Source organism: Kitasatospora sp. NPDC127121, assembly GCF_042677305.1.
In the GTDB taxonomy this organism is placed as follows: domain Bacteria; phylum Actinomycetota; class Actinomycetes; order Streptomycetales; family Streptomycetaceae; genus Kitasatospora.
Window position 1 is genome coordinate 21,641 of record NZ_JBHXTQ010000055.1, and the last position, 21,142, is coordinate 42,782.

The following is a 21,142-nucleotide window of genomic DNA, read 5'->3' on the forward strand; positions in this document are numbered from 1 at the left end:
CCATACCCACTGACGGTTTCACACAGCCGCCTGGCACCACACGTCGCCGTACGCACGCGGAACTCATGGAGCGGATCGACAACAACCCGGTCCGGAGGGACCTGACGACCGGGCGCCTGGTCGAAATCGTGGGGGCACAGGACGGCCGGGCGCTGGTCCGGCCACTGTTCGAGCCGGACAGCCCGTCGCGTCAGGTGCCGGCCGACCAGCTCACCACCCGCATCAGCCTGTGGCGGTGACGGTCCTCCCCTCCCCTTGAGTCTTCCGCCCAAGTCCTGGGCGGGGCGGGGCCGTTCCGTGCTGCCCCGAAGCGATACCGGAAGGTGCAGGCGATGACTGAGCGCAACCTGTACGAACTCGACCTCTCCCGGGTCGAGTTCAACCGTGCGGGCGGCCGGGGCTTCAACGTCTCCGAGGAGAAGCACAGTTGCACTTCCACGGCTACGAGTGGGCCGGTGACGGCCGACTGCTGGCGAAGGAGCCGGAGCGTCGCCCGATCGAGGCCGCACGGTTCGGCCTCTCGGAACTCCCGCCGATGATGACCGGCTGGTGGCTGCTGCGGCCCACCGCCCAGATCCGGGGCACCTGGGAGACGGCGGCCGACGCGGCCGACTGGCTTTAGGCGCGGTACGAGGAGCACACGCCGGGCGGCGATCCGTGGCTTCCCACCAAGGCACGGCGACTCCGCGCGATCGAGCAATTAGAGGGTGCCGCAGACGTGGTGTGGTCCCGCTGGGTGTCCGACAGCCGCTGGTCGGGCCACTACGTGATCGCGTGCCCCCACAGGATCTGGCCGGACAGCCCGTGCCCGACCCGGCGCTGACGGTCCCCGCCCGGCGTTCGCGCCGGGCGGGGACCGTCGGGCAGGCGGGGCGCTCACGCCGCCGCGACCGCCTCCAGGGGGCTGAGGGTGGCTGCCCGGCGGGCGGGGAGGGTGGCGGCGAGGGCTCCGATGGTGAGGGAGGCGAGGCAGAGGAGGGCCAGGGTCCCCCAGGGCACGGCCAGCGTGTACTGCTTGACCGCGCCGCCGGCCAGCGCGCCGACGGCCCAGGCGCCGAACAGGCCGGCGGCCAGGCCGAGCAGGGTGCCGAAGGCCGCGACCGTCACGGCTTCCAGGCGGATCATCCGACGGATGCCCCCACGCTCCATGCCGATGGCGCGCAGGACGCCGATCTCGCGCGTCCGTTCGGTGACGGACATGGCCAGGGTGTTGACGATGCCGAGGGCGGAGATCACGACGCCGATGCCGAGGAGCCCGTACATCAGCGTCAGCAGGTCGCCCATCGTCCCCGCCGCTTCGCGCACCAGTTCGGCCCGGTCCTGCACCTTCAGGAGCGGGTTGTTGCCGACCGCCGCCCGCAGCCCCTCCCCCGATACGCCGTCGCCCCGGACGAGGATCCGCTGGACGGAGCCGGGCTTGAAGCTGTGCTTCTGCACGTCGGCCCGGGCGCCGACCGCGTCGTGGGCGGTGGGGTTGTCCTGGTAGACGCCGACGACGGTGTACCGCGTGAACTCCTCGCTCCGGCCGAGGCGGGCGTTGACCTGGCCTCCCGTGCTGACTCCGGTCTCCCGGGCGACGCTGCTGGAGACGGCGATCCGGCCGGGCCCGAGGTCCTGCGCGGAGCCGCTCACGAAGTCGAGCTTCAGCACCTGGCCGACGCCGTCCGGCTCTACGTCGGCCGGCTCTACGTCGGCCGGGTCGATGCCGGAGATCTCGCGTACCTTGCCGCCGATGACCGCCGTGGAGTCGGCGACCGCGCTCGCGCCGCGCACCCCGGGGGCGCCGGCCACCCGCTGGACGGCGGCCGGGTCGATGCCGGTCATGGTGTCGCCGGTGCTGATCACGTAGTCGGCCGCGAGCCCGTCCGCCGTCTGCCGGTCGAGGGCCTGCCCGGTGGAGTGGCCGATGGTGGCGAGCCCGCTGACCAGTGCCGTGCTGATCAGCAGCGTGGCGGCGGTCGCCGCCGTGCGCCGGGGGTCGCGCAGCGCGTTCTGCCGGGCCAGGAAGCCGGCGACGCCGAACCGCCGGGTGAGGCGGCCCGTCAGCCGGATCACCGGGACGGCGAGGGTCGGCGCCAGCACGATCAGGGCGACGACCAGGACCCCGCAGCCGAGCATCGCGTTGCGCAGGTTCTCCTCGGAGGCGTCCTCGGCCGAACGCGCGAGCGCGGTCAGCAGGCCGGCGCCGAGCACGAGCAGCCCCACCCCGGCGATCGGACGCAGCCGTGAGCGCCCGCCGGGCGGCGCGGCCGCCGCCCGCAGCGCCTCGATCGGCGCGATCCGCGCCGCCCTGCGCGACGGCAGCCAGGCGGCCGGCACCGTCACGCCGACCCCGACGAACAGGGCCGCCGCCACCGGCCGGGGCCCGATGACGAGCGGGCCCTTCGGCACCTGGTTCCCGTCACCGCTCAGCAGTCCGGGCAGTACGGCCGCGATGCCGAGCCCGAGGGCGAACCCCGCCATCGACGCGACGACGCCGACCAGCGCCGCTTCGGCCAGCAGTGAGCGCACCACCTGGCGCCGTGTCGCGCCCACCGCCCGCAGCAGGGCGATCTCCCGGGTGCGCCGGGCGACGAGCATGGTGAAGGTGTTGACCACAAGGAACGAGCCGATGAACAGCGACACCCCGGCGAAGACCATCGGCAGCTTCTGGTAGCCCCGGGTCAACGTGCCGACGTAGAGGGCCTGTTGGTCCGCCTGCGCCTGTCCGGTGGTGACCTCGGCCGTGCCGGGCGGCAGGGTGGCGGCGATCCGCTCCGCCAGCTCGTACTGGCCGGCGCCCGGTCCGGCGGAGACTTCAAGGCTGGTGTAGTTCCCGGGAGTTGCGAACAGCCGCTGTGCGGTGGCCCGGTCGAACAGGGTGAGCGTGCCGCCGGCCGTGACCCGGGTGTCCCCGGTGGTGACGGTGCCGACCAGGCGCGCGGTGAGGGCCGGGCCGTCCGTGGCGAGCGTGATCGTGTCGCCCACCCGGTACCGGCCGGCGGCCGCGGTGCCCCGGTCGACGGCGATCTCGTCGGCACCGGCGGGGGCCCGCCCCTCGACCACGGGGTAGCGGACGTCCTTGCCGTCGCGCCCCGGGACGTAGGCGGCCGCGAGGTTCGTACCCCGCTTGACCCGCAGCGGCCTGCCGTCGGCCGCGTTCAAGGTGGCGCTCCCGTCAACCGACGGCCGTACCGCCGCGACGCCGGGCACGTCCGCGAGCCTGCGCGCCAGCACGTCGGTCAATACGCCCGGCTGGTCAGGAGTGGCGACGGGCTCCTTCGCGGTGACGCTGACCGCGACGTCGGCGAAGGTGCGGGACGCGGCCGCCCGCTGGACGGCGGCGGTCGAGTCCGCGAAGACGAGGGTGCCGGAGACGAAGGCGACGCCGAGGCAGACCGCGAGGACGGTCATGAGCAGCCGGGCCTTGTGCGCCAGGACGTTGCGCAGGGCTGTGGTCAGCATGATCAGCTTTCGGAAGTGGCGGGTGCGGGGTCAGCCGGCGAAGGACTTCATGACGTCCAGCACCCGGTCCGGCGTCGGGTGCGCCATCTCGTCGACCAGCCGCCCGTCGGCCAGGAACACCACCCGGTCCGCGTACCCGGCGGCCACCGGGTCGTGGGTCACCATGACCACCGTCTGCCCCAACTCCCTGACGGAGCCGCGCAGGAAGCCGAGCACCTCGCCCCCGGCCCGGGAGTCGAGGTTGCCGGTCGGCTCGTCGCCGAACACGATCGAGGGCCGCGCGACCAGCGCCCGGGCGACCGCGACGCGCTGCTGCTGCCCGCCGGACAGTTCGGCCGGCCGGTGGTCGAGGCGCTGGGAGAGCCCGACCATCGACACCACCCGGTCCAGCCACTGCCGGTCCGGCGTGCGCCCGGCTAGCGACAGCGGGAGCGTGATGTTCTCCAGCGCGGTCAGGGTGGGCAGCAGGTTGAACGCCTGGAAGATGAAGCCGACCCGGTCCCGCCGCAGCCGGGTGAGCTGCCGGTCGCCCAGGCCGCCCAGCTCCGTCGTGCCGATCCGCACCGACCCCGACGTGGGGGTGTCGAGCCCGGCCGCGCAGTGCATCAGGGTGGACTTGCCGCAGCCGGACGGGCCCATGATCGCGGTGAACTCGCCCTCCCGGAAGGCCACGCTGACCCGGTCCAGGGCGGTGACCCGGGTGTCGCCGCCGCCGTAGGTCTTCGTCAGGTCGACGACGGCGGCCGCGACCCCGGGGGTCGCTTGCAGGGCAAGGGGGTTGGCGATCACGGGAGGGGCTCCTGTCCGAAGGCGCGAGTCGAGGTGCGGGTCAAGGTGCGAGTCGGTGCACTTCGAAGGGTGTCCGGGGCACGTATCAGGCCCCTGCGCCGCCGTGTATCAGTCCCCGCGCCGCTTCGCAGCAGTCCCGTAGCAACTGCCGAGGTCAGCCCGGCAGCCGCAGCGTCGCCACCGCGCCGCCGTCCTCCGCGTTGTCGAAGCGCAGCTCCGCCCCGAGCAGCCGGGCCTGCCCCAGCGCGATGGTGAGCCCCAGCCCGTGGCCCGTGCCGCGCTCGGCGGCGCCGGTGTGGAAGCGGCGCGGGCCGTGGCGCAGCAGGTCCGGCGGGAAGCCGGGGCCGTGGTCGCGCACGACGACCGTACGGTCCTGGACGGTGACCAGGACGGGGGCGGCCCCGTGCCGGTGCGCGTTGACGACGAGGTTGCCGACGATCCGTTCCAGCCGCCGCGGGTCGGTCTCCACCGTCCGCTCCGCCGCCACGGCGATCTCGGCCTCGAACCCGGTGCGCAGCACGGCCTCCCGGACGACGGCCGCGAGCGGCACCCGGGCCCGCGCCACCTCCTCCGCCCCGGCGTCCAGCCGTGAGATCTCCAGCAGGTCCTCGACCAGCCCGCGCAGGTCCCGCACCCGCGCCCGGATCAGGTCCTCGGTCTCGCCGGCCGGCAGCAGGTCGACGGCGGCCAGCAGTCCGCCGACCGGTGTGCGCAGCTCGTGCGCCACGTCCGCGGTGAACTGCCGTTCGGAGCGCAGCCGTTGGCCGAGGCTGTCGGCCATCAGATCCACCGTCGCCGCGATGTCGGCGACTTCGTCGCCGCCCTTGGTGGGCCCGGTCCGGGCGTCGAGGTCCCCGGCGGAGATCCGGCCCGCCGTCTCGGCGACCCGCCGCAGCCGGCGGGCGAGCAGTCCGGCCCCGTAGACCGCGGCCGGCGTGGCCGCCGCGAGCGCGACCAGCGAGGCCACCGCCATCGCCGCGTCCAGCCGGGGCAGGTCGGAGAGCTGCGGTGCCAGGTTGACCCGGAGAGCGAGGACGGGGCTGCCGGGCCCGCCGGTGCGCTGGGCGGCCCAGTAGCTCGGGCCCGAGTTCCCTTCGGCGTGCCCGTCGTAGGCCGTGTGCCGTTCGCCGTCGGCCGGGTGGCGCAGGGCGGCGGGCAGGTCTACGGGGTCGAGTTCGGCGCCGTCCGCCAGCGATCCGGTGCGCCGGTAGACGTCCATGGCCGAGTAGACGGCATTGAAGGCCTGCGCCTCGGCCCGGCTGCGGATGTCGTGCGCGGTCCACAGGTGCACCAGCACCCCGACCGCCGCCGCGACGAGGCAGGCGGTGGCGGCGGCCAGCGCGGCGATCTTCCAGCGCAGGGGCGCGCGGGCGGGCCGGGGAGTCGTGTGCACCGCTCTCAGCGCCTGAGCTTGTAGCCGAAGCCGCGGACCGTCTCGATCCGCTCCCGGCCGAGCTTGCGGCGCAGCCGCTGCACGCACAGGTCCACGACCCGGCTGTCGCCGTCCCAGCCGTACTCCCAGACGTTGCGCAGCAGGGTGTGCCGCTCCAGCACGACGCCGGGGTGGGCGGCGAACTCCAGCAGCAGCTTCAGCTCGGTCGGGGTCAGCGCCACCGGCGCCCCGCCGACGGACACCTCCATTCCGGCGGTGTCGACGGTGAGGTCCCCGAACACCAGGACGTCCCCGTCGGCGGCTCCGGGCGAGGGCGCCGGGACGGGTGGCGCGTACGTCGCCCGCCGCAGCAGCGAGCGGATGCGCGCCACCAGCACGTACGTGTCCACGGGCTTGACCACGTAGTCGTCCGCCCCGGCCTCCAGGCCGGCGACGACGTCGAGGCCGTCGCCGCGCGCGGACATCATCAGGACGGGCACCAGGCTGGTCTCCCGGACCTTGCGGCACAGGCCGATCCCGTCCAGGCCGGGCAGCATCACGTCCAGGATCAGCAGGTCGAACTGCTCGTCCCGGAACAGCTCCAGCGCCGTGAGGCCGTCCGCCGCGGCGCGCATCCCGTAGCCGTAGCGTTCCAGGGCGACGGTGAAGGAGCGGCGCATCAGCTCGTCATCCTCGACCAGCAGCACGCGGACGGGGTGCGGGGGCGGCGTGGGCGAGGGCACGGGCGGACGGCTCCTGCTCGGACGGCGACGGGTGACGGACGGCGACGGACAAGGGCACGATACGGCAGATATCGGACGCCCCGGCCTCCTCGCCCACATCGACGTCAGGCCGCGCGCTCCCTGATACCCGGCGGATACAAACCCACCGACGCCCCCCGCCGCACCCGCCACCGATCACCCCTTGACCGACCCGGCGGTCAGGCCCTGGGCCAGGTGGCGCTGGAGGCGCAAGAGCGGGAACGCCAAGTGCGGAAACGCAAAGGGCCGGGACGCCCGTCGCGCCCCGGCCCTTGACGGTTCGTCAGTCGTTCGCCACGGTCGCGTACCGCGCGGTGCCCTCGGCCATCTGCTTCAGCGCGTCCTTGCGGTCCCGCTTCGACAGCTTGTCGATGTAGAGGGTGCCGAACAGGTGGTCGGTCTCGTGCTGCAGGCAGCGGGCGAAGAAGCCGGTGCCCTCGACCCGGATCGGCCGGCCGTCCTTGTCCACGCCGGTCACCGCCGCGTACTCCGGGCGGGGCAGCTCGGCGTACGCGCCCGGCACCGACAGGCAGCCCTCGTTGCTGTCGTCCAGCACCCGCCGGCGGTCCGCCGGGTACTCCTCCAGCTTCGGGTTGATCACGTGGCCGATGTGGCGCACGCCCTCGTCATCCGGGCAGTCGTAGACGAAGACCTTCAGGTCCACGCCGATCTGATTGGCCGCCAGGCCCACGCCCTCGGCCGCGTACATCGACTGGAACATGTCGTCGATCAACGCGGACAGCTCACCGTCGAACGCGGTGACGTCCTTGACCTCGCGGTGCAGGACCGGGTTGCCCACCACGGTGATCGGACGCGCGGTGCCCTTGGAGAGGTCCGGCTGCTCGCCGACCACCTTCAGCGGGGCCTCGTCGGCCGCCGACTCCTGGTCGTGGTCGTGGTCGTGCTGGTGGTCGTGCTGCTCCGCCATCGCTGCTTATCCGCTTCCGCTTCCGAGAATGGTCCAGGTATTCGGCTCTCGCCGGGTACACCGCTCAAGGGTAAGCGGCGCGCTCAACAGACTTCCTCCAGATCGCGGTACGCCCGTGTGCCGGGCGAGGCCGCGGCCCAGCGGTCCAGCAGCGAGCGGACCAGCAGGGCGGGCGCGGCGATCCCGCACTCGCGCTCCACCAGCCAGGACATTCCGGCCTCCCCGCCCTGGCTGAGGTGGCTGAGGTGTCCGGGGTGCGCGGCGTCGCCGTCGTCGTGCGGGTCGTGGTGGGCGGTGTGCCCGTCGTCCGTGGCCATCCGGCTCTCCGAGCAGGCCCGGCAGAGCAGCCGCACCGAGGACGTCCAGTCCTCCGCCGCGTAGCCGGCGTCCGCGACGACCCGCTCCAGCGCGTCCCGGTCCCCCGCCGTGGCGGCCTGGAGCAGCACCACGTAGGTCGGCACCGGGGACGGCGCCCACAGCTCGATCTCGTCGAACACCGGGTAGGCGACCCCGTCGGTGACCCGCTCGCCGTGCGGGGCGCCGTCGTGCAGCACCACCTCGCCCCAGCGGCGGCCGGAGGACGGCAGCGGGATGGACAGCACCTCGATCCGGGCCGGGTCCAGCCGGCGGCCCCACACCACCTCGGACTCGCCGTCCGGGGAGAGCCGCACCGGGGTGGTGCCGAGGTCCAGGCTGACCGGGCCGTCCGGCTGCCCGCCCGGGCCGCCGGGCAGCTTCAGCCCGTACGCCTGCCAGGCGCGGCGGGCCAGCGGCCAGTCCTGCAAGGCGGTCGCGGTGATGCCGAGGTTCCACCAGTCGGGGGCGCCGTGCTCGCGGTCCAGCAGGGCGACGGCCCGCAGCCCGGCCGAGCGGGCCTGCTCCCAGTCCCGGCGGAACTTGTGCAGCAGGGCGAGGTTGAACCAGGAGTCGGACAGCCAGGGCTCCAGGTCGGCGGCCATCACCAGCAGCGCGCCGGCGTCCTCGTAGCGGCCGTCGCCGATCAGCGTGAAGGCCCGGTCGGTCGTCTGCCGCCAGGTGGCGGACGGCCGGTGCCGTGCCCGGTGGAAGATCCTCACGTTCGTCCCTGCCGTCGTCGTCCGCTCAAGTCCCGTACCGCCGCGTCCGGATCCACTTCCGCGGGGGTCCGGGGCACGGTGCCCCGGGTCGGTGTTCCACGCTACGACCGCATCCAACCACGCCCGCCCCCGCCCGCGCTCCCCACCGGCGAGGTTGGGGCCGCCCCTACCCAGCCTGCCCGCCCGGCCGCCCCGCCTCAACCCCGGCGCAGGCCCGCCGGTCCGCGGCGCTCCGCCGGTCCGCCCCGCGGCACTCGACGGGACCCGGGTCAGCCGCCGAACTCAAGCCCGCACCCAAGCCCGCCTGGACAGGCCTCAGCCGCCCACCCGGGCGAGGGCGTCCACCACCCGGGCGTCGTACACCCGGCCGCGCCCCAGCCGCAGCACCTCCAGCGCCTCCAGCCGACCCACCGCCTCGCCGACCCCGCGGCCGCGGGCCGCCGTCAGCAGGTCGTCGTGGGCGTTGGCCACCCGGATGATCCGGGCCGCCAGCGGCACCGCGCCGTCCCCGCCGGCCGTGCCGAGCACCGGATCGGCCAGCCGGGCGACCTGCTCGGCGACCTGCCGGGGCACCCCGGTGCGGCGGATCACCTCGCTGCCCAGCCGGGCGATCCGCTGCTGCTCGGCGCAGGGCAGCAGCGCGGTCGCGCCGTCCGGCACCGGCTCGACCAGCGACAGCTGGCCCACGTCGTGCATCAGCGCCGCGTACTCCAGCAGGGCGAGTTCCCGGGTGCCCAGCCCCAGCTCGCGCCCCAGCGCGCACGCCGTGTCCGCGACCCGGCGGGCGTGCCCGTGCGGGGTGTAGCCGGCCACCTCGGTGGCCCGGGCCAGGCTGGCGATGGTCTGCCCGGTGGTGGCCCGCACGGCCGCGGCCCGCCGGAAGGACACCTGGGCGAGCAGCAGCGGGGTGCAGAACAGCGGCAGCGCCCACAGCCCGACCTCGCCGGCCGCCAGGCTGACCAGCATCCCCGTCGCGACGATCGCCGAGCCGATCCCGAACAGCGAGCGCAGTTCGTCCTCCAGCGCCGCCGGGAACCGCAGCCCGCCCTCCAGGCCGGCCGCCGACCGGCGCAGCAGCGCCGCCAGGGTCGCGTCGCAGAGCGCGGCCAGCGCGGCGACGGCGGTCAGGAACACCCCGTACGCCGGGCCCTCGGGCGAGAAGCGGTCGACCAGTCCGCCGTTGTAGAGCGGCTGGAAGACGGCGGCGGCGAAGCCGACCCCGAGCAGCCGGCGGGCAGCGCTGTCCCGCCGGGCCGGGTCGGCCCAGGGCGGGCGCCGGTGCGGGCGGCCGGGGCGGGCCCGCTGGATCAGGCCCGGCCGGCCCCGGCCCGGGCGGCACGCCCTGAGCCAGGGCAGTGCGAGGCCGGGCAGCCAGGCCAGCAGCAGGCCGACGCCGGTCACCGCGACCACCTGGAGCATCCCGTGCGCGGTGGGCACCCCGCGCAGCGGCCCGAGCAGGGCGTACGCCAGCGCGCCGGCCGCGCCGATCGGCGCCTGTTCGCGGTCGCCCGGAAGGGTGATCCGGACGCACTCGCCGAGCGCGATCAGCGCCGTGAACGCCAGCGCGACCCTCGCCCCGGCCACCCCGCGCACCGCGACCGCGCCCACCGCGAACACCAGCAGCGCGGCCGCCGCCGCGTGCACCACGCGGGCCTCCCGGCTGGCCGCGGTCACGGCTGCCCGGCCGTGGGGACGCTCCCGCCCTGCGCGGGCACCCGGCCCGGCGCCGCCCGCGCCGGCTCGGGCACCCCGAGCGGAATGTCGGGGACGGCCCGGATGCCGTCCCCGGGCGGCGGCAGCACCGGCTGCCAGTCGTGCCCGGCCAGCGCGTCGATCAGGGCCCGGACCATCACCGGGTCGAACTGGCTGCCCGAGCAGCGCTCCAGTTCCGCCACGGCCTCGGCGACCGGGCGGCCGCGCCGGTAGGAGCGGGTGGAGGTCATCGAGTCGAAGGCGTCGGCGACCGAGATGATCCGGGCGAACTCGGGGATCTGCTCGCCGACCAGCCCGCTCGGGTAGCCCCGGCCGTCCATCCGCTCGTGGTGGTGCAGGATCCCGGCGTGCGCCTCGCCGAGGAAGGCGATCCCGCGCACCAGCTCGTACCCGTACACCGGGTGGATCTCGACGGCCCGCCGCTCCGCCTCGCTGAGGGGACCGTTTCTGCGCAGCAACTCGGTGGCCACGCCCAGCTTGCCGACGTCGTGCAGGATCCCCGCGAAGCGCAGGGTGCGCAGCCGCTCGGCCTCCATGCCGAGCTGACCGGCGATCAGCACCGAGGCCCGGCCGACCCGTTCGCTGTGCCCGCGGGTGTACGAGTCCTTGATCTCCACGGCCTGCACCAGCGACTGCACGGTGGCCTGGTGGGCGTCCCGCTCGCGCTGGCCCTGGGCGAACACCCAGGCCGAGATCGACAGTGGCAGCAGCGCCAGCAGCGCCGCGAACGCCCCGTACGGGCCCTGCCAGAGCACGGCCACCATCAGGCCGCCGGCCGCGTGCACCAGCACCGGCAGCCCGCACACCGCGACGGCCCCGCGCAGCAGCACGACGGGCCGGCGGTCCTCCGCGAGCATCAGCATCGCGCCCACCAGCACCCCGTTGACCAGGCAGAACGTGACGACGGCGGCGAAGCCGGGCAGCAGCGCGGCCGGGAAGCGGGAGCCGAGCAGCAGTTGCGGCCCGTGCAGCAGGTGGAAGGCGGCCGCGGAGGCGAAGGCGCACAGCGCGAGCTGGGAGCCGTTCCACAGCTGGCGGGTCCGGCAGCCGCGCCCGGCCGGGCCGCCGAGCACCGCGGCGGGCACCGCGACCAGCGCGGCGGCGGCCGGCGGCAGCATCAGCACGCCGGCGAACAGCACCGGGAAGAAGGCGTTGACCCCGGGGCGGGAGAGCGCCCGCTCGGGCGGCGGCGGTCGGCGCAGCAGTCGGCGGACCAGCCGCAGGCAGGGCGTCGGCAGGCCCTGGGCCAGCGACTCCCAGCAGCCGTGCAGGAAGGCCAGCAGCCCGACCTTGGGCCAGTCCACCGGGGCGCCGAGCCAGCGCGGGAGCCCGGGCGGCACGCCGGTCGGCAGCAGTGGCAGCAGGCAGCACAGCGCCGCCACCGGGACGGCCACCAGGTAGCGCATCGCCCCCTCCGGCAGGGCCGCGTCTTCGCCGTCGATAGCGATCTCGACCTCCCCGACGTCCGGGCCCGCGTTGCCTCAGCTCGCCGGGCGGACCGGCGGTGAGCGTCCGTCAGGAGGATAGGCCGCCACCCGGGCGCAAGGACGCATGATGGCGCGACGACGCTGCTGGCGCACCGCCAACTCACCCGAACGAGTGAGGGGCGCACGCAAGCACAACGGGAGCGGCCCCGGGAGCGCACGCTCCCGGGGCCGTCTGACTCCGTGTCCGGACTGCTCGGCCCGCCCTCGCCGGCGGGCCCGTCCGCTTGCTCCGCCCGGCCGTTGAACGACCGCCCAGCCGTTGAACGGCCGCCCGGCTACTCCGCCGGGGCGCCCGCCTCGACGGTGGCACCGGGCCGGACTGTCGGCTCCTCCGGGGCCTCGCCGGCGGCCGGCGCCGGCCGGTCCGTCTCGACGTGCAGCTCGACCGTGGTGTCGACGGCGACCACCACCTGCTCGCCCGAACGCTGCCCCGCCCGGATCGAGTCGATCCTGGCCAGCACCTTGCTGCGCAGGTCAGCCGGGGTGTCGTCGCAGCCGCAGGAACGCTTGATCAGCGCCTTGATCGCCTGCTCCAGCCCGTACTGCTTCAGGCAGGGCGAGCACTCCTCGAAGTGCACCCGCAGCTTGGCGCAGTCGCCCTCGGCCATCTCGTTGTCGAGGAATTCGTAGAGGTGGTCGAGGACCTCGCCACACTCCGTGTCGTGCGGATCGCCGCAGCTCATGAGCCCGAGCCCTTCGCTTCCTGCCCTGCCCCGCTGCCGGCCGGGACGAGCCCGCGCTCACGGGCGTAATCCTCCAGCATGCCGCGCAGCTGACGGCGGCCGCGGTGCAGCCGGGACATCACCGTGCCGATGGGAGTACCCATGATGTCCGCGATCTCCTTGTACGCAAAGCCTTCTACGTCCGCGAGGTACACGGCGATCCGGAATTCCTCCGGAATGGCCTGGAGCGCGTCCTTCACATCGCTGTCGGGGAGGTGGTCGAGCGCCTGGGTCTCGGCCGAGCGCAGACCGGTCGACATGTGCGACTCGGCGCGGGCCAGCTGCCAGTCCTCGATCTCCTCCGCCGCCGTGCGCTGGGGCTCGCGCTGCTTCTTGCGGTACGAGTTGATGAACGTGTTGGTGAGGATGCGGTACAGCCAGGCCTTGAGGTTCGTGCCCTCGCGGAACTGGTGGAAGGACGCGTACGCCTTGGCGAACGCCTCCTGGAGCAGGTCCTCCGCGTCCGCGGGGTTGCGCGTCATGCGCAGCGCCGCCGAGTACATCGGATCCAGGTAGCCCAGGGCGTCGCGCTCGAAGCGCTCCCGCCGGGCCTCCTCGCTCTCCTGTGCCGACACCCGGAAGGTGTCCTCACCGATCGCCTCGGCCAGCTCCTCACCGGTGAGCGCCTCGCCCGTGGGCTGGCCCTCCTCCGGGCCCCGGCCCGGCTCGGCCTCGTGCTCGGTCCCGACGACCGGACCCACCTCCTCGGCATGGCGGGCACGACCCACGGCGGGCCGCCCCGAAATGGAGGATATCGGGCTGACGGGCTTCTCGCCCGCGACAATCCAGTCGGACCAGGCGGGGCCGAACGCCGCGGCGGCCTCGCGCTGCTCTGACCGCTCGGGGCACGCGATCGAACCCATCTGCCCTGCCTCTCAACCGGGAATCGTACTGACGAGAGTGCCAACCACCCCGACCCCGCCCGCATTCCCGCGCCCGCCCCGAAATCGCTCGTACGGGTGATCGAGCGGAAACCCCCCGTTCACGGCCGCCCCCGCCGACCCCGCCGCCTCAGACGACCCGCAGCACCCAGTCCCCGACCGCCCGGCAGATCGCCTCCAGCACCTCGTCCTGCCCCACCGGCGCCCGCTTGGGCACGTCGAAACCGTGCCCGCCGTACGGCACCGCCACCAGCTCGTGCCCGGGCGGCAGCTCCGGGAACTCCTGCGGCCCGCCGAACTGATCCGCCGTACCCTGCACCACCAGCGTCGCCGCCCCCGACTCCAGCAGCTCCTGCGCCCGGCTCTTCTCCGGCCGGCCCGGCGGGTGCAGCGGGAACGCCAGCGCCACCACCCCCACCGCCCCGCTCGCCGCCCCGGTCCGGCAGGCCACCCGCGCCCCGGCGCTGCGCCCGCCCACCACCAGCGGCAGCCCCTGACCGGCCAGCCGCCCGGCGACCGGGGTCCAGCCGCGGTCCAGCGTGCGCGGCGCCGGGGCGAGCCGCTTGCCCGCCACCCGCCAGGGCTGCTCCACCAGCGCCACGGTGATCCCGCGCGCCGCCAGCGCCGCGGCCAGCGCCACCAGGTCCCGGGCCTCGATCCCGCCGCCCGCGCCGTGACCGAGCGCCAGCAGCGCCTTCGGCGCACCGGCCCGGTGGTAGCTGATCCGGGCGTCCCCCACCTCGGTGGGGACGAGTTCGGTGGTCATCGTCGGTCGCTCCAACCGGCTCAGGCTCCCTCAGCTGTCAGGACTCAATCGTCGAACTTCAGACATTCAGACATTCAGAACAGGGTGGTCTCGTACTCCGCCTCGGCCCACGGCTCCTTCAGCTCCGGGCCGTTGTTGCGGATGCTGCCGACCGCCGGCGAGACCGGGGTGGCCAGCAGCGCACCGGGCGGCGGCGGTATCAGCAGCCGGCGCAGCTCGTCCGGGTCGTCCAGCCCCGGGTCCAGCCACTCGCCGTAGGAGGCCGGGTCGAGGAACAGCGGCATCCGCTCGTGGATCGGCGCCAGCGACTCCTCGGCGTCGGTGGTGACGATGGTGAAGGTCACCAGCCAGGCCGCCGGATGGTCGGCCGGCACCGTCCGGTCGCGCCAGAACTCGTACAGCCCGGCCAGCGCCAGCGGGGTGCCGTCCGCCCGGGACACGAAGAACGGCTTCTTGCGCGCCTTGCCGCGCTCGCCCGGCAGCGTCTGCCACTCGTAGTAGCCGTCCACCGGCAGGATGCACCGCCGCGAGGCGAACGCCTGCCGGTACGAGGGCTTCTCGTGCACCGTGTCCGAACGGGCGTTGATCATCTTCACCGCCGTCTCGGCCGACCTCGACCACTGCGGCACCAGGCCCCAGCGCAGCACCCTCAGCTGGCGCACCGGCCGCGTCCGGCCCTTCGGCACCCGCTCCAGCACCACGAAGGCGCTGGTGGTCGGGGCGACGTTCCAGTTGGGGGCCAGCGTCTCAGCCGGATCCCACTGCTCGACGCCGAACAGCTCGACGATGTCCTCGGGCTTGCCACTGGCTGCGAAGCGACCGCACATGCGGGCCAGCTTGCCATGCCCGCCCCGCTCACCACTTCTTCATCCCGCCAGGAGAACCGTCCGCTCCCGCCCGCCCGTCCCCGCATGGGAGGCTGCCCCGAACGGCCCAACGCAGCGGACGGAGGCGGAGACGAGACGATGAGCGCACAACCCACCGACCAGAACCTCGGCGAACTGTGGAACCAGGTCACCGGCACCCAGCCCGCGCCGCCCGGCTGGCTGGTGCTGGCCACCGCCGGCGCCGCCCTGCTCGCCGTCCTCGCCCGCCCGCTCTGGCACGTCACCCGCAACGCCGTGACCATCGCCCACGAAGGCGGCCACGGCCTGATCGCCCTCGTCACCGGCCGCCGGCTCGCCGGCATCCGGCTGCACTCCGACACCTCCGGCCTCACCCTCTCCTACGGCCGCCCCACCGGCCCCGGCATGATCCTCACCGCCGCCGCCGGCTACACCGCCCCCGCCCTGCTCGGCCTCGGCTGCGCCGCCCTGCTCTCCACCGGCCGGATCACCCTGCTGCTCTGGCTGGCCATCGTCCTGCTGCTCGCCCTCCTGGTGCGCATCCGCAACGCCTTCGGCCTGTTCACCGTGCTGGTCGCCGGCGGCGCCTTCTTCCTGGTCTCCTGGTTCGGCAGCGCCGAGGTCCAGGCCGGCTTCGCCTACCTCGGCTGCTGGTTCCTGCTGTTCGGCGCCGTCCGCCCGGTCCTCGAACTCCAGCACCAGCGCCGCGTCGGCTGGGCCCGCGACTCCGACGCCGACCAGCTGGCCCGCCTCACCCACATCCCCGGCCTCGCCTGGATCACCGTCTTCCTGCTCACCGCCCTCGCCTGCCTCGCCCTGAGCGCGACCTGGCTGCTCCAGCCCCTGCACTGAACCCCGCCCTCGGCGCGAACCTGCTGCTCCGGCCCCTGCGCCGGGCCGCCCCCGCGGCACGGGCCTGCTGCCACAACCCCTGCACCGGGCCTCCCCCGTCCCGCCATGCGGTTGGCGCAGGGGCCGTTCCGGTACGGCCCCTAAACTTGCCCCCATGACCGAGACCCTGTGGCCCGCCCCCGTCGCGACCACCCCCGTTGACGCCACCGTCACCATCCCCGGCTCCAAGTCGGTCACCAACCGAGCCCTGGTGTTGGCGGCGCTCGCCGACGAGCCCGGCTGGGTGCGCCGGCCGCTGCGCAGCCGCGACTCCCAGCTGATGGCCGACGGCCTGCGCGCCCTCGGCGTCGGCATCGAGGAGAAGGTCAACAACGACTCCGGCGGCACCGGCGGCGGCGAGGCCTGGCGGGTCATCCCGACCCCCGCGCTGCGCGGCCCCGCCTCGATCGACGTCGGCAACGCCGGCACCGTGATGCGCTTCCTGCCCCCGCTCGCCGTCCTCGCCGACGGCCCGGTGCACTTCGACGGCGACCCGCGCAGCTACGAGCGCCCCCAGCACGGCGTGATCAACGCCCTGCGCGCGCTCGGCGCCCGGATCGACGACGGCGGCCGCGGCGCCTTCCCGCTGACCGTGCACGGCACCGGCGCGCTCGACGGCGGCCCGGTCGAGCTGGACGCCTCCTCCTCGTCCCAGTTCGTCTCCGCCCTGCTGCTCTCCGGCGCCCGCTACAACCAGGGCGTCGAGGTCCGGCACGTCGGCGGCCCGGTGCCGTCGCTGCCGCACATCCGGATGACCGTCGAGATGCTGCGCCTGGCCGGCGTCCAGGTCGACGCCCCCGAGGACGGCGGCGAGAAGGACGTCTGGCGGGTCACCCCCGGCGCCCTGATCGGCCGCGACCTGGTGGTCGAGCCGGACCTCTCCAACGCCGCGCCGTTCTTCGCCGCCGCCCTGGTCACCGGCGGCCGGGTGACGGTCCGCGACTGGCCCAAGCACACCAGCCAGCCCGGCGACCAGCTGCGCGAGATCTACACCCGGATGGGCGGCGCCTGCGAGTTCACCGACGAGGGCCTGCAGTTCACCGGCACCGGCCGGATCCACGGCATCGAGGCGGACCTGCACGACGTCGGCGAGCTCACCCCGGTGATCGCCGCCGTCGCCGCACTGGCCGACTCCGAGTCCCACCTGTACGGCATCGCCCACCTGCGGCTGCACGAGACCGACCGGCTCGCCGCGCTCGCCAAGGAGATCAACGACCTCGGCGGCGACGTCACCGAGACCGAGGACGGCCTGCGCATCCGCCCGCGCCCGCTGCACGGCGGCGTCTTCCACACCTACGAGGACCACCGTCTGGCCACCGCCGCCGCCGTGGTCGGCCTGGCCGTGCCCGGCGTCGAGGTGGAGAACGTGGCCACCACCGCCAAGACCCTGCCGGACTTCCCGAAGATGTGGGCGGAACTGCTCGGCGAAGCGGTGGCGGACGCCTGAGCGGAGACTGAGCACATGCGCCGCTACGGCAAGGACGCCGACGAGGACGACATCCGCAACCGCCCCGCCCGCCGGGGATCCCGGCCGCGGACCCGGATCCGGCCCAAACACGATGACGCCGCCGAGGCGATGGTGCTGACCGTCGACCGCGGCCGGCTGACCTGCCTGATCGACCCGGGCACCAAGCAGGAACGCGAGATCGTCGCCATGAAGGCCCGCGAGCTGGGCCGCAAGGGCGTCGTCGTGGGCGACGTGGTCAACATCGTCGGCGACCTCTCCGGGGACACCGACACGCTCGCCCGGATCGTCCGGGTCGAGGAGCGCAGCTCGGTGCTGCGGCGCACCGCGGACGACGACGACCCGTACGAGCGGATCGTCGTCGCCAACGCCCAGCAGCTGGCCATCGTCACCGCGCTGGCCGACCCGGAGCCCCGGCCCCGGCTGATCGACCGCTGCCTGGTGGCCGCCTACGACGCGGGCATGGAGCCGCTGCTGGTGCTCACCAAGGCCGACCTCGCCCCGGCCGGGCCGCTGCTGGAGTCGTACGCGCCGCTCGGCATCGACTACGTGGTCACCCGTCGGGACGAACTGGAGACGGAGGGCGCCGAGGCCGTCCGCGCGCACCTGCGCGGCCTCTCCACGGTGTTCATCGGCCACTCCGGCGTCGGCAAGACCACCCTGGTCAACGCCCTCGTCCCGGACCACCAGCGGCAGACCGGCCGGGTCAACGCGGTCACCGGGCGCGGCCGGCACACCACCGTGTCCGCCTTGGCGCTGCGGCTGCCCCCGCCGCCGGGCGCCAAGCCGGGCTCCAAGAAGGCGCTGGACCCGGGCTGGGTGATCGACACCCCGGGCTTCCGCTCCTTCGGCCTCTCGCACATCGACCCGTCCCGGGTCATCCACGCCTTCCCCGACCTGGAGCCCGGCACCGCCGACTGCCCGCGCGCCTGCAGCCACGACGAACCGGACTGCGCGCTGGACGCCTGGGTCGCCGACGGCCACGCCGAGGGCGCCCGGCTCTACTCGCTGCGCCGGCTGCTGGCCAGCAAGGAGGCCCGCGAGGGCGACTGACCCGGGCGGCGGTTTTACCGTCCCATGGGTTTCCCGACCGTTCGAGGTGTCGGACCGCGCCGGCCTGGCGATCATAGGAAGGTCGGGCCACAGCGCGGTCCGACCCGTCGATCGACAGGGAGGGCACGCGATGGCATGGGCCTTGGTGGTCCTGGCCGGCCTGCTGGAGACCGGCTTCGCGATCAACCTCAAGCTCAGCGAGGGCTTCACCAAGCTCTGGCCCACCATCAGCTTCTGCGTGTTCGCCCTGGGCAGCTTCGGCCTGCTCACGCTGTCCCTGAAGAGCCTGCCGGTCGGCCCCGCCTACGCGGTGTGGACGGGCATCGGCGCGGCCGGCACCGCCATCTACGGCATGGTCTTCCTGGACGAGACCACCTCGGTGCTGAAGCTGGTCTCGATCTCCCTGGTGATCGCCGGCGTGATCGGCCTCCAGCTCAGCGGCTCGGCGCACTGACCGTCACCGGCCCACCCCTGCTACCGGCCCACCCCCGCTGCTCGCCCGCTCGCCGCCGGCAGGCCCGTCCCGGTCCGCGAGCCCGGCTGTCCCGATCCGGGCGGGATCGCTAGGGTTTCGGACATGGCCGATTACCACGACGATCTCCGACTCGCCCACGTCCTCGCCGACTCGGCCGACTCGGTCACCCTGGAGCGCTTCCGCGCCCTCGACCTGAAGGTCGAGACCAAGCCCGACCTCACCCCCGTGAGCGACGCCGACAAGGCCGCCGAGGAGCTCGTCCGCAGCGTGCTGCAGCGCGCCCGCCCGCGCGACGCGGTGCTCGGCGAGGAGTTCGGCCTCCAGGGCTCCGGCCCGCGCCGCTGGGTGATCGACCCGATCGACGGCACCAAGAACTACATCCGCGGCGTCCCGGTCTGGGCCACCCTGATCGCCCTGCTGGAGGACGGCCCGGACGGCGTCGAGCGCCCGGTGGTCGGCATCGTCTCCGCCCCCGCGCTGCAGCGCCGCTGGTGGGCGGCCAAGGACCTCGGCGCCTACGCCGGACGCAGCCTCACCAAGGCCTCCCGGATCCACGTCTCCGGCGTCTCCCGGATCGAGGACGCCTCCTTCTCCTACTCCTCGCTCTCCGGCTGGGAGGAGCGCGGCCGCCTCGACCCCTTCCTGGACCTCACCCGCGCCTGCTGGCGCACCCGCGCCTACGGCGACTTCTGGTCCTACATGATGGTGGCCGAGGGCGCGGTCGACATCGCCGCCGAGCCCGAGCTGTCGCTCTGGGACATGGCCGCCAACTGCGTCATCGTCGAGGAGGCCGGCGGCCGCTTCACCGGCCTGGACGGCGTGCCCGGCCCCGGCGGCGCCGACGCCGTCGCCAGCAACGGCATCCTCCACGAGGAGACCCTGCGCCGCCTGAGCGTCTAAGGGCTCTCCTGCGCGGCCGAACATGGTGCGGGCCCGGTCGACCAGTCCTCTGGTCGACCGGGCCCGCCGCTCATCGGGGCGCGTCCCGGCTACTGCTTGCGCAGCTCCCGGACGGCCGCCTCCAGCCGCTGCCCGTAGTCGGCGTCAGCCTTGCGGAAGTTGTCGACCGCCCGCTCGACGATGTCCTCGCGGTCGGCGGAGACCTTGGCGATGAAGCCGGCCAGGTTGGCGATCAGCCGCTGCTTCTCGTCCTCCGAGAACAGCCGGTACAGGTTGCCGGCCTGCACGAAGTCGTCGTCCTCGGCGTGCGAGGGCACCTCGTGGTTGCCGGTGGCGCCGGTGACCGCGGTGGCGGCCCACAGCGGGCGGCCGGTCTGCACCGGGCCGCCGAAGCTGTTCGGCTCGTAGTTCTTCTGGCGGCCGTGGCGGCCGTCGTACAGGTGGCCGTCGCGGCTGTTGGTGCGCGCCTCGGTGGCGTGCGGGCGGTTCACCGGCAGGTGGTCGGCGTTGATGCCGACGCGGTAGCGGTGGGCGTCCGCGTACGCGAACAGGCGGCCCTGCAGCATCTTGTCGGGGGACGGGCCGATGCCGGGCACGAAGTGCGACGGGGAGAAGATCGACTGCTCGACCTCGGCGAAGACGTTGTCGGGGTTGCGGTTGAGCTCCAGCCGCCCGATCTCGACCGGCGGGTAGTCGGCGTGCGGCCAGACCTTGGTGAGGTCGAAGGGGTTGAAGCGGTACTGCGCCGCGTCGGCCGCCGGCATGATCTGGACCTGCACGGTCCAGCTGGGGAACTCACCGCGCTCGATCGACTCGCGCAGGTCGCGCTGGTGGCTGTCCGGGTCCTCGCCGGCCAGCCGGTTGGCCTCGTCCTGGGTGAGGTTCCTGATGCCCTGGTCGGTCTTGAAGTGGTACTTGACCCAGAAGTGCTCGCCGGCCTCGTTCTGCCACTGGAAGGTGTGCGAGCCGTAGCCGTTGAGGTGGCGGTAGCTGGCCGGGATGCCGCGGTCGCCGAACAGCCAGGTCACCTGGTGGGTGGCCTCGGGCGACAGGCCCCAGAAGTCCCAGACGTTGTCCGCCTCCTGGGAGCCGGTGTACGGGTCGCGCTTCTGGGTGTGGATGAAGTCGGGGAACTTCACGGCGTCCTTGATGAAGAACACCGGGGTGTTGTTGCCGACGAGGTCGTAGTTGCCCTCCTCGGTGTAGAACTTCAGCGCGAAGCCGCGCGGGTCGCGCACCGCGTCGGCCGAGCCGAGGTTGCCGGCCACGGTGGAGAACCGCAGGAAGACCTCGGTCTGCTTGCCGACCTCGGACAGGAACGAGGCCCGGGTGTAGGGCGCCAGGTCGGCGGTCACCGTGAAGGTGCCGTAGGCCGCCGCGCCGCGGGCGTGCACCACGCGCTCCGGGATCCGCTCGCGGTTGAAGTGCGCGAGCTTCTCGAAGAGCTGCTGGTCCTGGATGAGCGCCGGGCCGCCGGGGCCCGCGGTCTCGGTGTTCTGGTTGTCGGCGACGGGGGCACCCGCCTCCGTGGTGAGGGTGGGGCGCAGCTCGTCCTGGGTCGTCATAAGAGGGCC

20 protein-coding genes are annotated in these 21,142 nt (G+C 74.1%); 7 read left to right on the forward strand and 13 right to left on the reverse strand.

Going from position 1 to position 21,142, the window contains the following annotated elements:
- Positions 1-65: 65 nt before the first annotated feature.
- Entirely contained in the window at positions 66-239 is a 174-nt protein-coding gene (locus tag ACFVHI_RS24840) for a hypothetical protein (protein WP_380342804.1), read from the forward strand.
- A gap of 188 nt (positions 240-427) precedes the next feature.
- Entirely contained in the window at positions 428-622 is a 195-nt protein-coding gene (locus ACFVHI_RS24845) for a hypothetical protein (RefSeq protein ID WP_380342806.1), read from the forward strand.
- A gap of 254 nt (positions 623-876) precedes the next feature.
- Here the strand turns inward: ACFVHI_RS24845 and ACFVHI_RS24850 are convergent, their stop codons facing one another.
- The 12 genes from ACFVHI_RS24850 to ACFVHI_RS24905 all read right to left on the reverse strand — a co-directional run bounded on the left by ACFVHI_RS24850 (position 877) and on the right by ACFVHI_RS24905 (position 14,766).
- Complete coding sequence (locus ACFVHI_RS24850; RefSeq protein WP_380342808.1) at positions 877-3,444, reverse strand: ABC transporter permease; 2,568 nt, start codon at positions 3,442-3,444, stop codon at positions 877-879.
- A gap of 30 nt (positions 3,445-3,474) precedes the next feature.
- Positions 3,475-4,230, reverse strand: coding sequence for an ABC transporter ATP-binding protein (locus tag ACFVHI_RS24855; RefSeq protein ID WP_380342858.1), 756 nt, complete (start codon positions 4,228-4,230; stop codon positions 3,475-3,477).
- A gap of 157 nt (positions 4,231-4,387) precedes the next feature.
- Complete coding sequence (locus ACFVHI_RS24860; protein ID WP_380342811.1) at positions 4,388-5,626, reverse strand: sensor histidine kinase; 1,239 nt, start codon at positions 5,624-5,626, stop codon at positions 4,388-4,390.
- A gap of 5 nt (positions 5,627-5,631) precedes the next feature.
- Complete coding sequence (cseB, locus tag ACFVHI_RS24865) at positions 5,632-6,348, reverse strand: two-component system response regulator CseB (protein ID WP_380342814.1); 717 nt, start codon at positions 6,346-6,348, stop codon at positions 5,632-5,634.
- A gap of 301 nt (positions 6,349-6,649) precedes the next feature.
- Complete coding sequence (def, locus tag ACFVHI_RS24870) at positions 6,650-7,294, reverse strand: peptide deformylase (RefSeq protein WP_079135633.1); 645 nt, start codon at positions 7,292-7,294, stop codon at positions 6,650-6,652.
- An 83-nt stretch (positions 7,295-7,377) separates the two neighbouring features.
- Positions 7,378-8,370 (reverse strand): hypothetical protein, encoded by a 993-nt coding sequence (locus ACFVHI_RS24875; RefSeq protein WP_063347881.1) that lies wholly within the window; start codon positions 8,368-8,370, stop codon positions 7,378-7,380.
- A 315-nt stretch (positions 8,371-8,685) separates the two neighbouring features.
- Positions 8,686-10,044, reverse strand: coding sequence for an HD-GYP domain-containing protein (locus ACFVHI_RS24880; RefSeq protein ID WP_380342818.1), 1,359 nt, complete (start codon positions 10,042-10,044; stop codon positions 8,686-8,688).
- Positions 10,041-11,489: an HD-GYP domain-containing protein gene (locus ACFVHI_RS24885; RefSeq protein ID WP_063347883.1), complete on the reverse strand. Its 1,449-nt coding sequence runs from the start codon at positions 11,487-11,489 to the stop codon at positions 10,041-10,043. The genes ACFVHI_RS24880 and ACFVHI_RS24885 overlap by 4 nt, the downstream gene beginning before the upstream one ends.
- A gap of 356 nt (positions 11,490-11,845) precedes the next feature.
- Complete coding sequence (gene rsrA / locus ACFVHI_RS24890) at positions 11,846-12,253, reverse strand: mycothiol system anti-sigma-R factor (protein WP_079135634.1); 408 nt, start codon at positions 12,251-12,253, stop codon at positions 11,846-11,848.
- On the reverse strand, positions 12,250-12,993 hold the full coding sequence (locus ACFVHI_RS24895; RefSeq protein WP_063351149.1) for a sigma-70 family RNA polymerase sigma factor: 744 nt from the start codon (positions 12,991-12,993) through the stop codon (positions 12,250-12,252). The genes rsrA and ACFVHI_RS24895 overlap by 4 nt, the downstream gene beginning before the upstream one ends.
- Positions 12,994-13,303: 310 nt before the next feature.
- The gene (locus ACFVHI_RS24900; protein ID WP_380342822.1) at positions 13,304-13,939 is read right to left on the reverse strand and encodes an alpha/beta family hydrolase; all 636 of its coding nucleotides are present in this window, start codon (positions 13,937-13,939) and stop codon (positions 13,304-13,306) included.
- 74 nt (positions 13,940-14,013) lie between these two features.
- Positions 14,014-14,766: an SOS response-associated peptidase gene (locus ACFVHI_RS24905; RefSeq protein ID WP_380342824.1), complete on the reverse strand. Its 753-nt coding sequence runs from the start codon at positions 14,764-14,766 to the stop codon at positions 14,014-14,016.
- A 138-nt stretch (positions 14,767-14,904) separates the two neighbouring features.
- On the opposite strand from ACFVHI_RS24905, the gene ACFVHI_RS24910 reads away from it, so the two are divergent.
- From ACFVHI_RS24910 to hisN, 5 genes are all read left to right on the forward strand, one after another.
- The gene (locus ACFVHI_RS24910; protein WP_380342827.1) at positions 14,905-15,636 is read left to right on the forward strand and encodes a M50 family metallopeptidase; all 732 of its coding nucleotides are present in this window, start codon (positions 14,905-14,907) and stop codon (positions 15,634-15,636) included.
- Positions 15,637-15,790: 154 nt separating this feature from the next.
- Positions 15,791-17,122: a 3-phosphoshikimate 1-carboxyvinyltransferase gene (gene aroA / locus ACFVHI_RS24915; RefSeq protein ID WP_063347887.1), complete on the forward strand. Its 1,332-nt coding sequence runs from the start codon at positions 15,791-15,793 to the stop codon at positions 17,120-17,122.
- A gap of 15 nt (positions 17,123-17,137) precedes the next feature.
- Positions 17,138-18,193, forward strand: a complete 1,056-nt coding sequence (gene rsgA / locus ACFVHI_RS24920; protein WP_063347888.1) for a ribosome small subunit-dependent GTPase A — start codon at positions 17,138-17,140, stop codon at positions 18,191-18,193.
- A 130-nt stretch (positions 18,194-18,323) separates the two neighbouring features.
- The gene (locus tag ACFVHI_RS24925; RefSeq protein ID WP_063347889.1) at positions 18,324-18,647 is read left to right on the forward strand and encodes a multidrug efflux SMR transporter; all 324 of its coding nucleotides are present in this window, start codon (positions 18,324-18,326) and stop codon (positions 18,645-18,647) included.
- A gap of 123 nt (positions 18,648-18,770) precedes the next feature.
- Positions 18,771-19,568, forward strand: coding sequence for a histidinol-phosphatase (gene hisN / locus ACFVHI_RS24930; RefSeq protein WP_063347890.1), 798 nt, complete (start codon positions 18,771-18,773; stop codon positions 19,566-19,568).
- 89 nt (positions 19,569-19,657) lie between these two features.
- Here hisN and ACFVHI_RS24935 read toward each other — a convergent pair whose 3' ends face one another.
- Positions 19,658-21,133, reverse strand: a complete 1,476-nt coding sequence (locus tag ACFVHI_RS24935; RefSeq protein WP_380342832.1) for a catalase — start codon at positions 21,131-21,133, stop codon at positions 19,658-19,660.
- Positions 21,134-21,142: the final 9 nt, after the last annotated feature.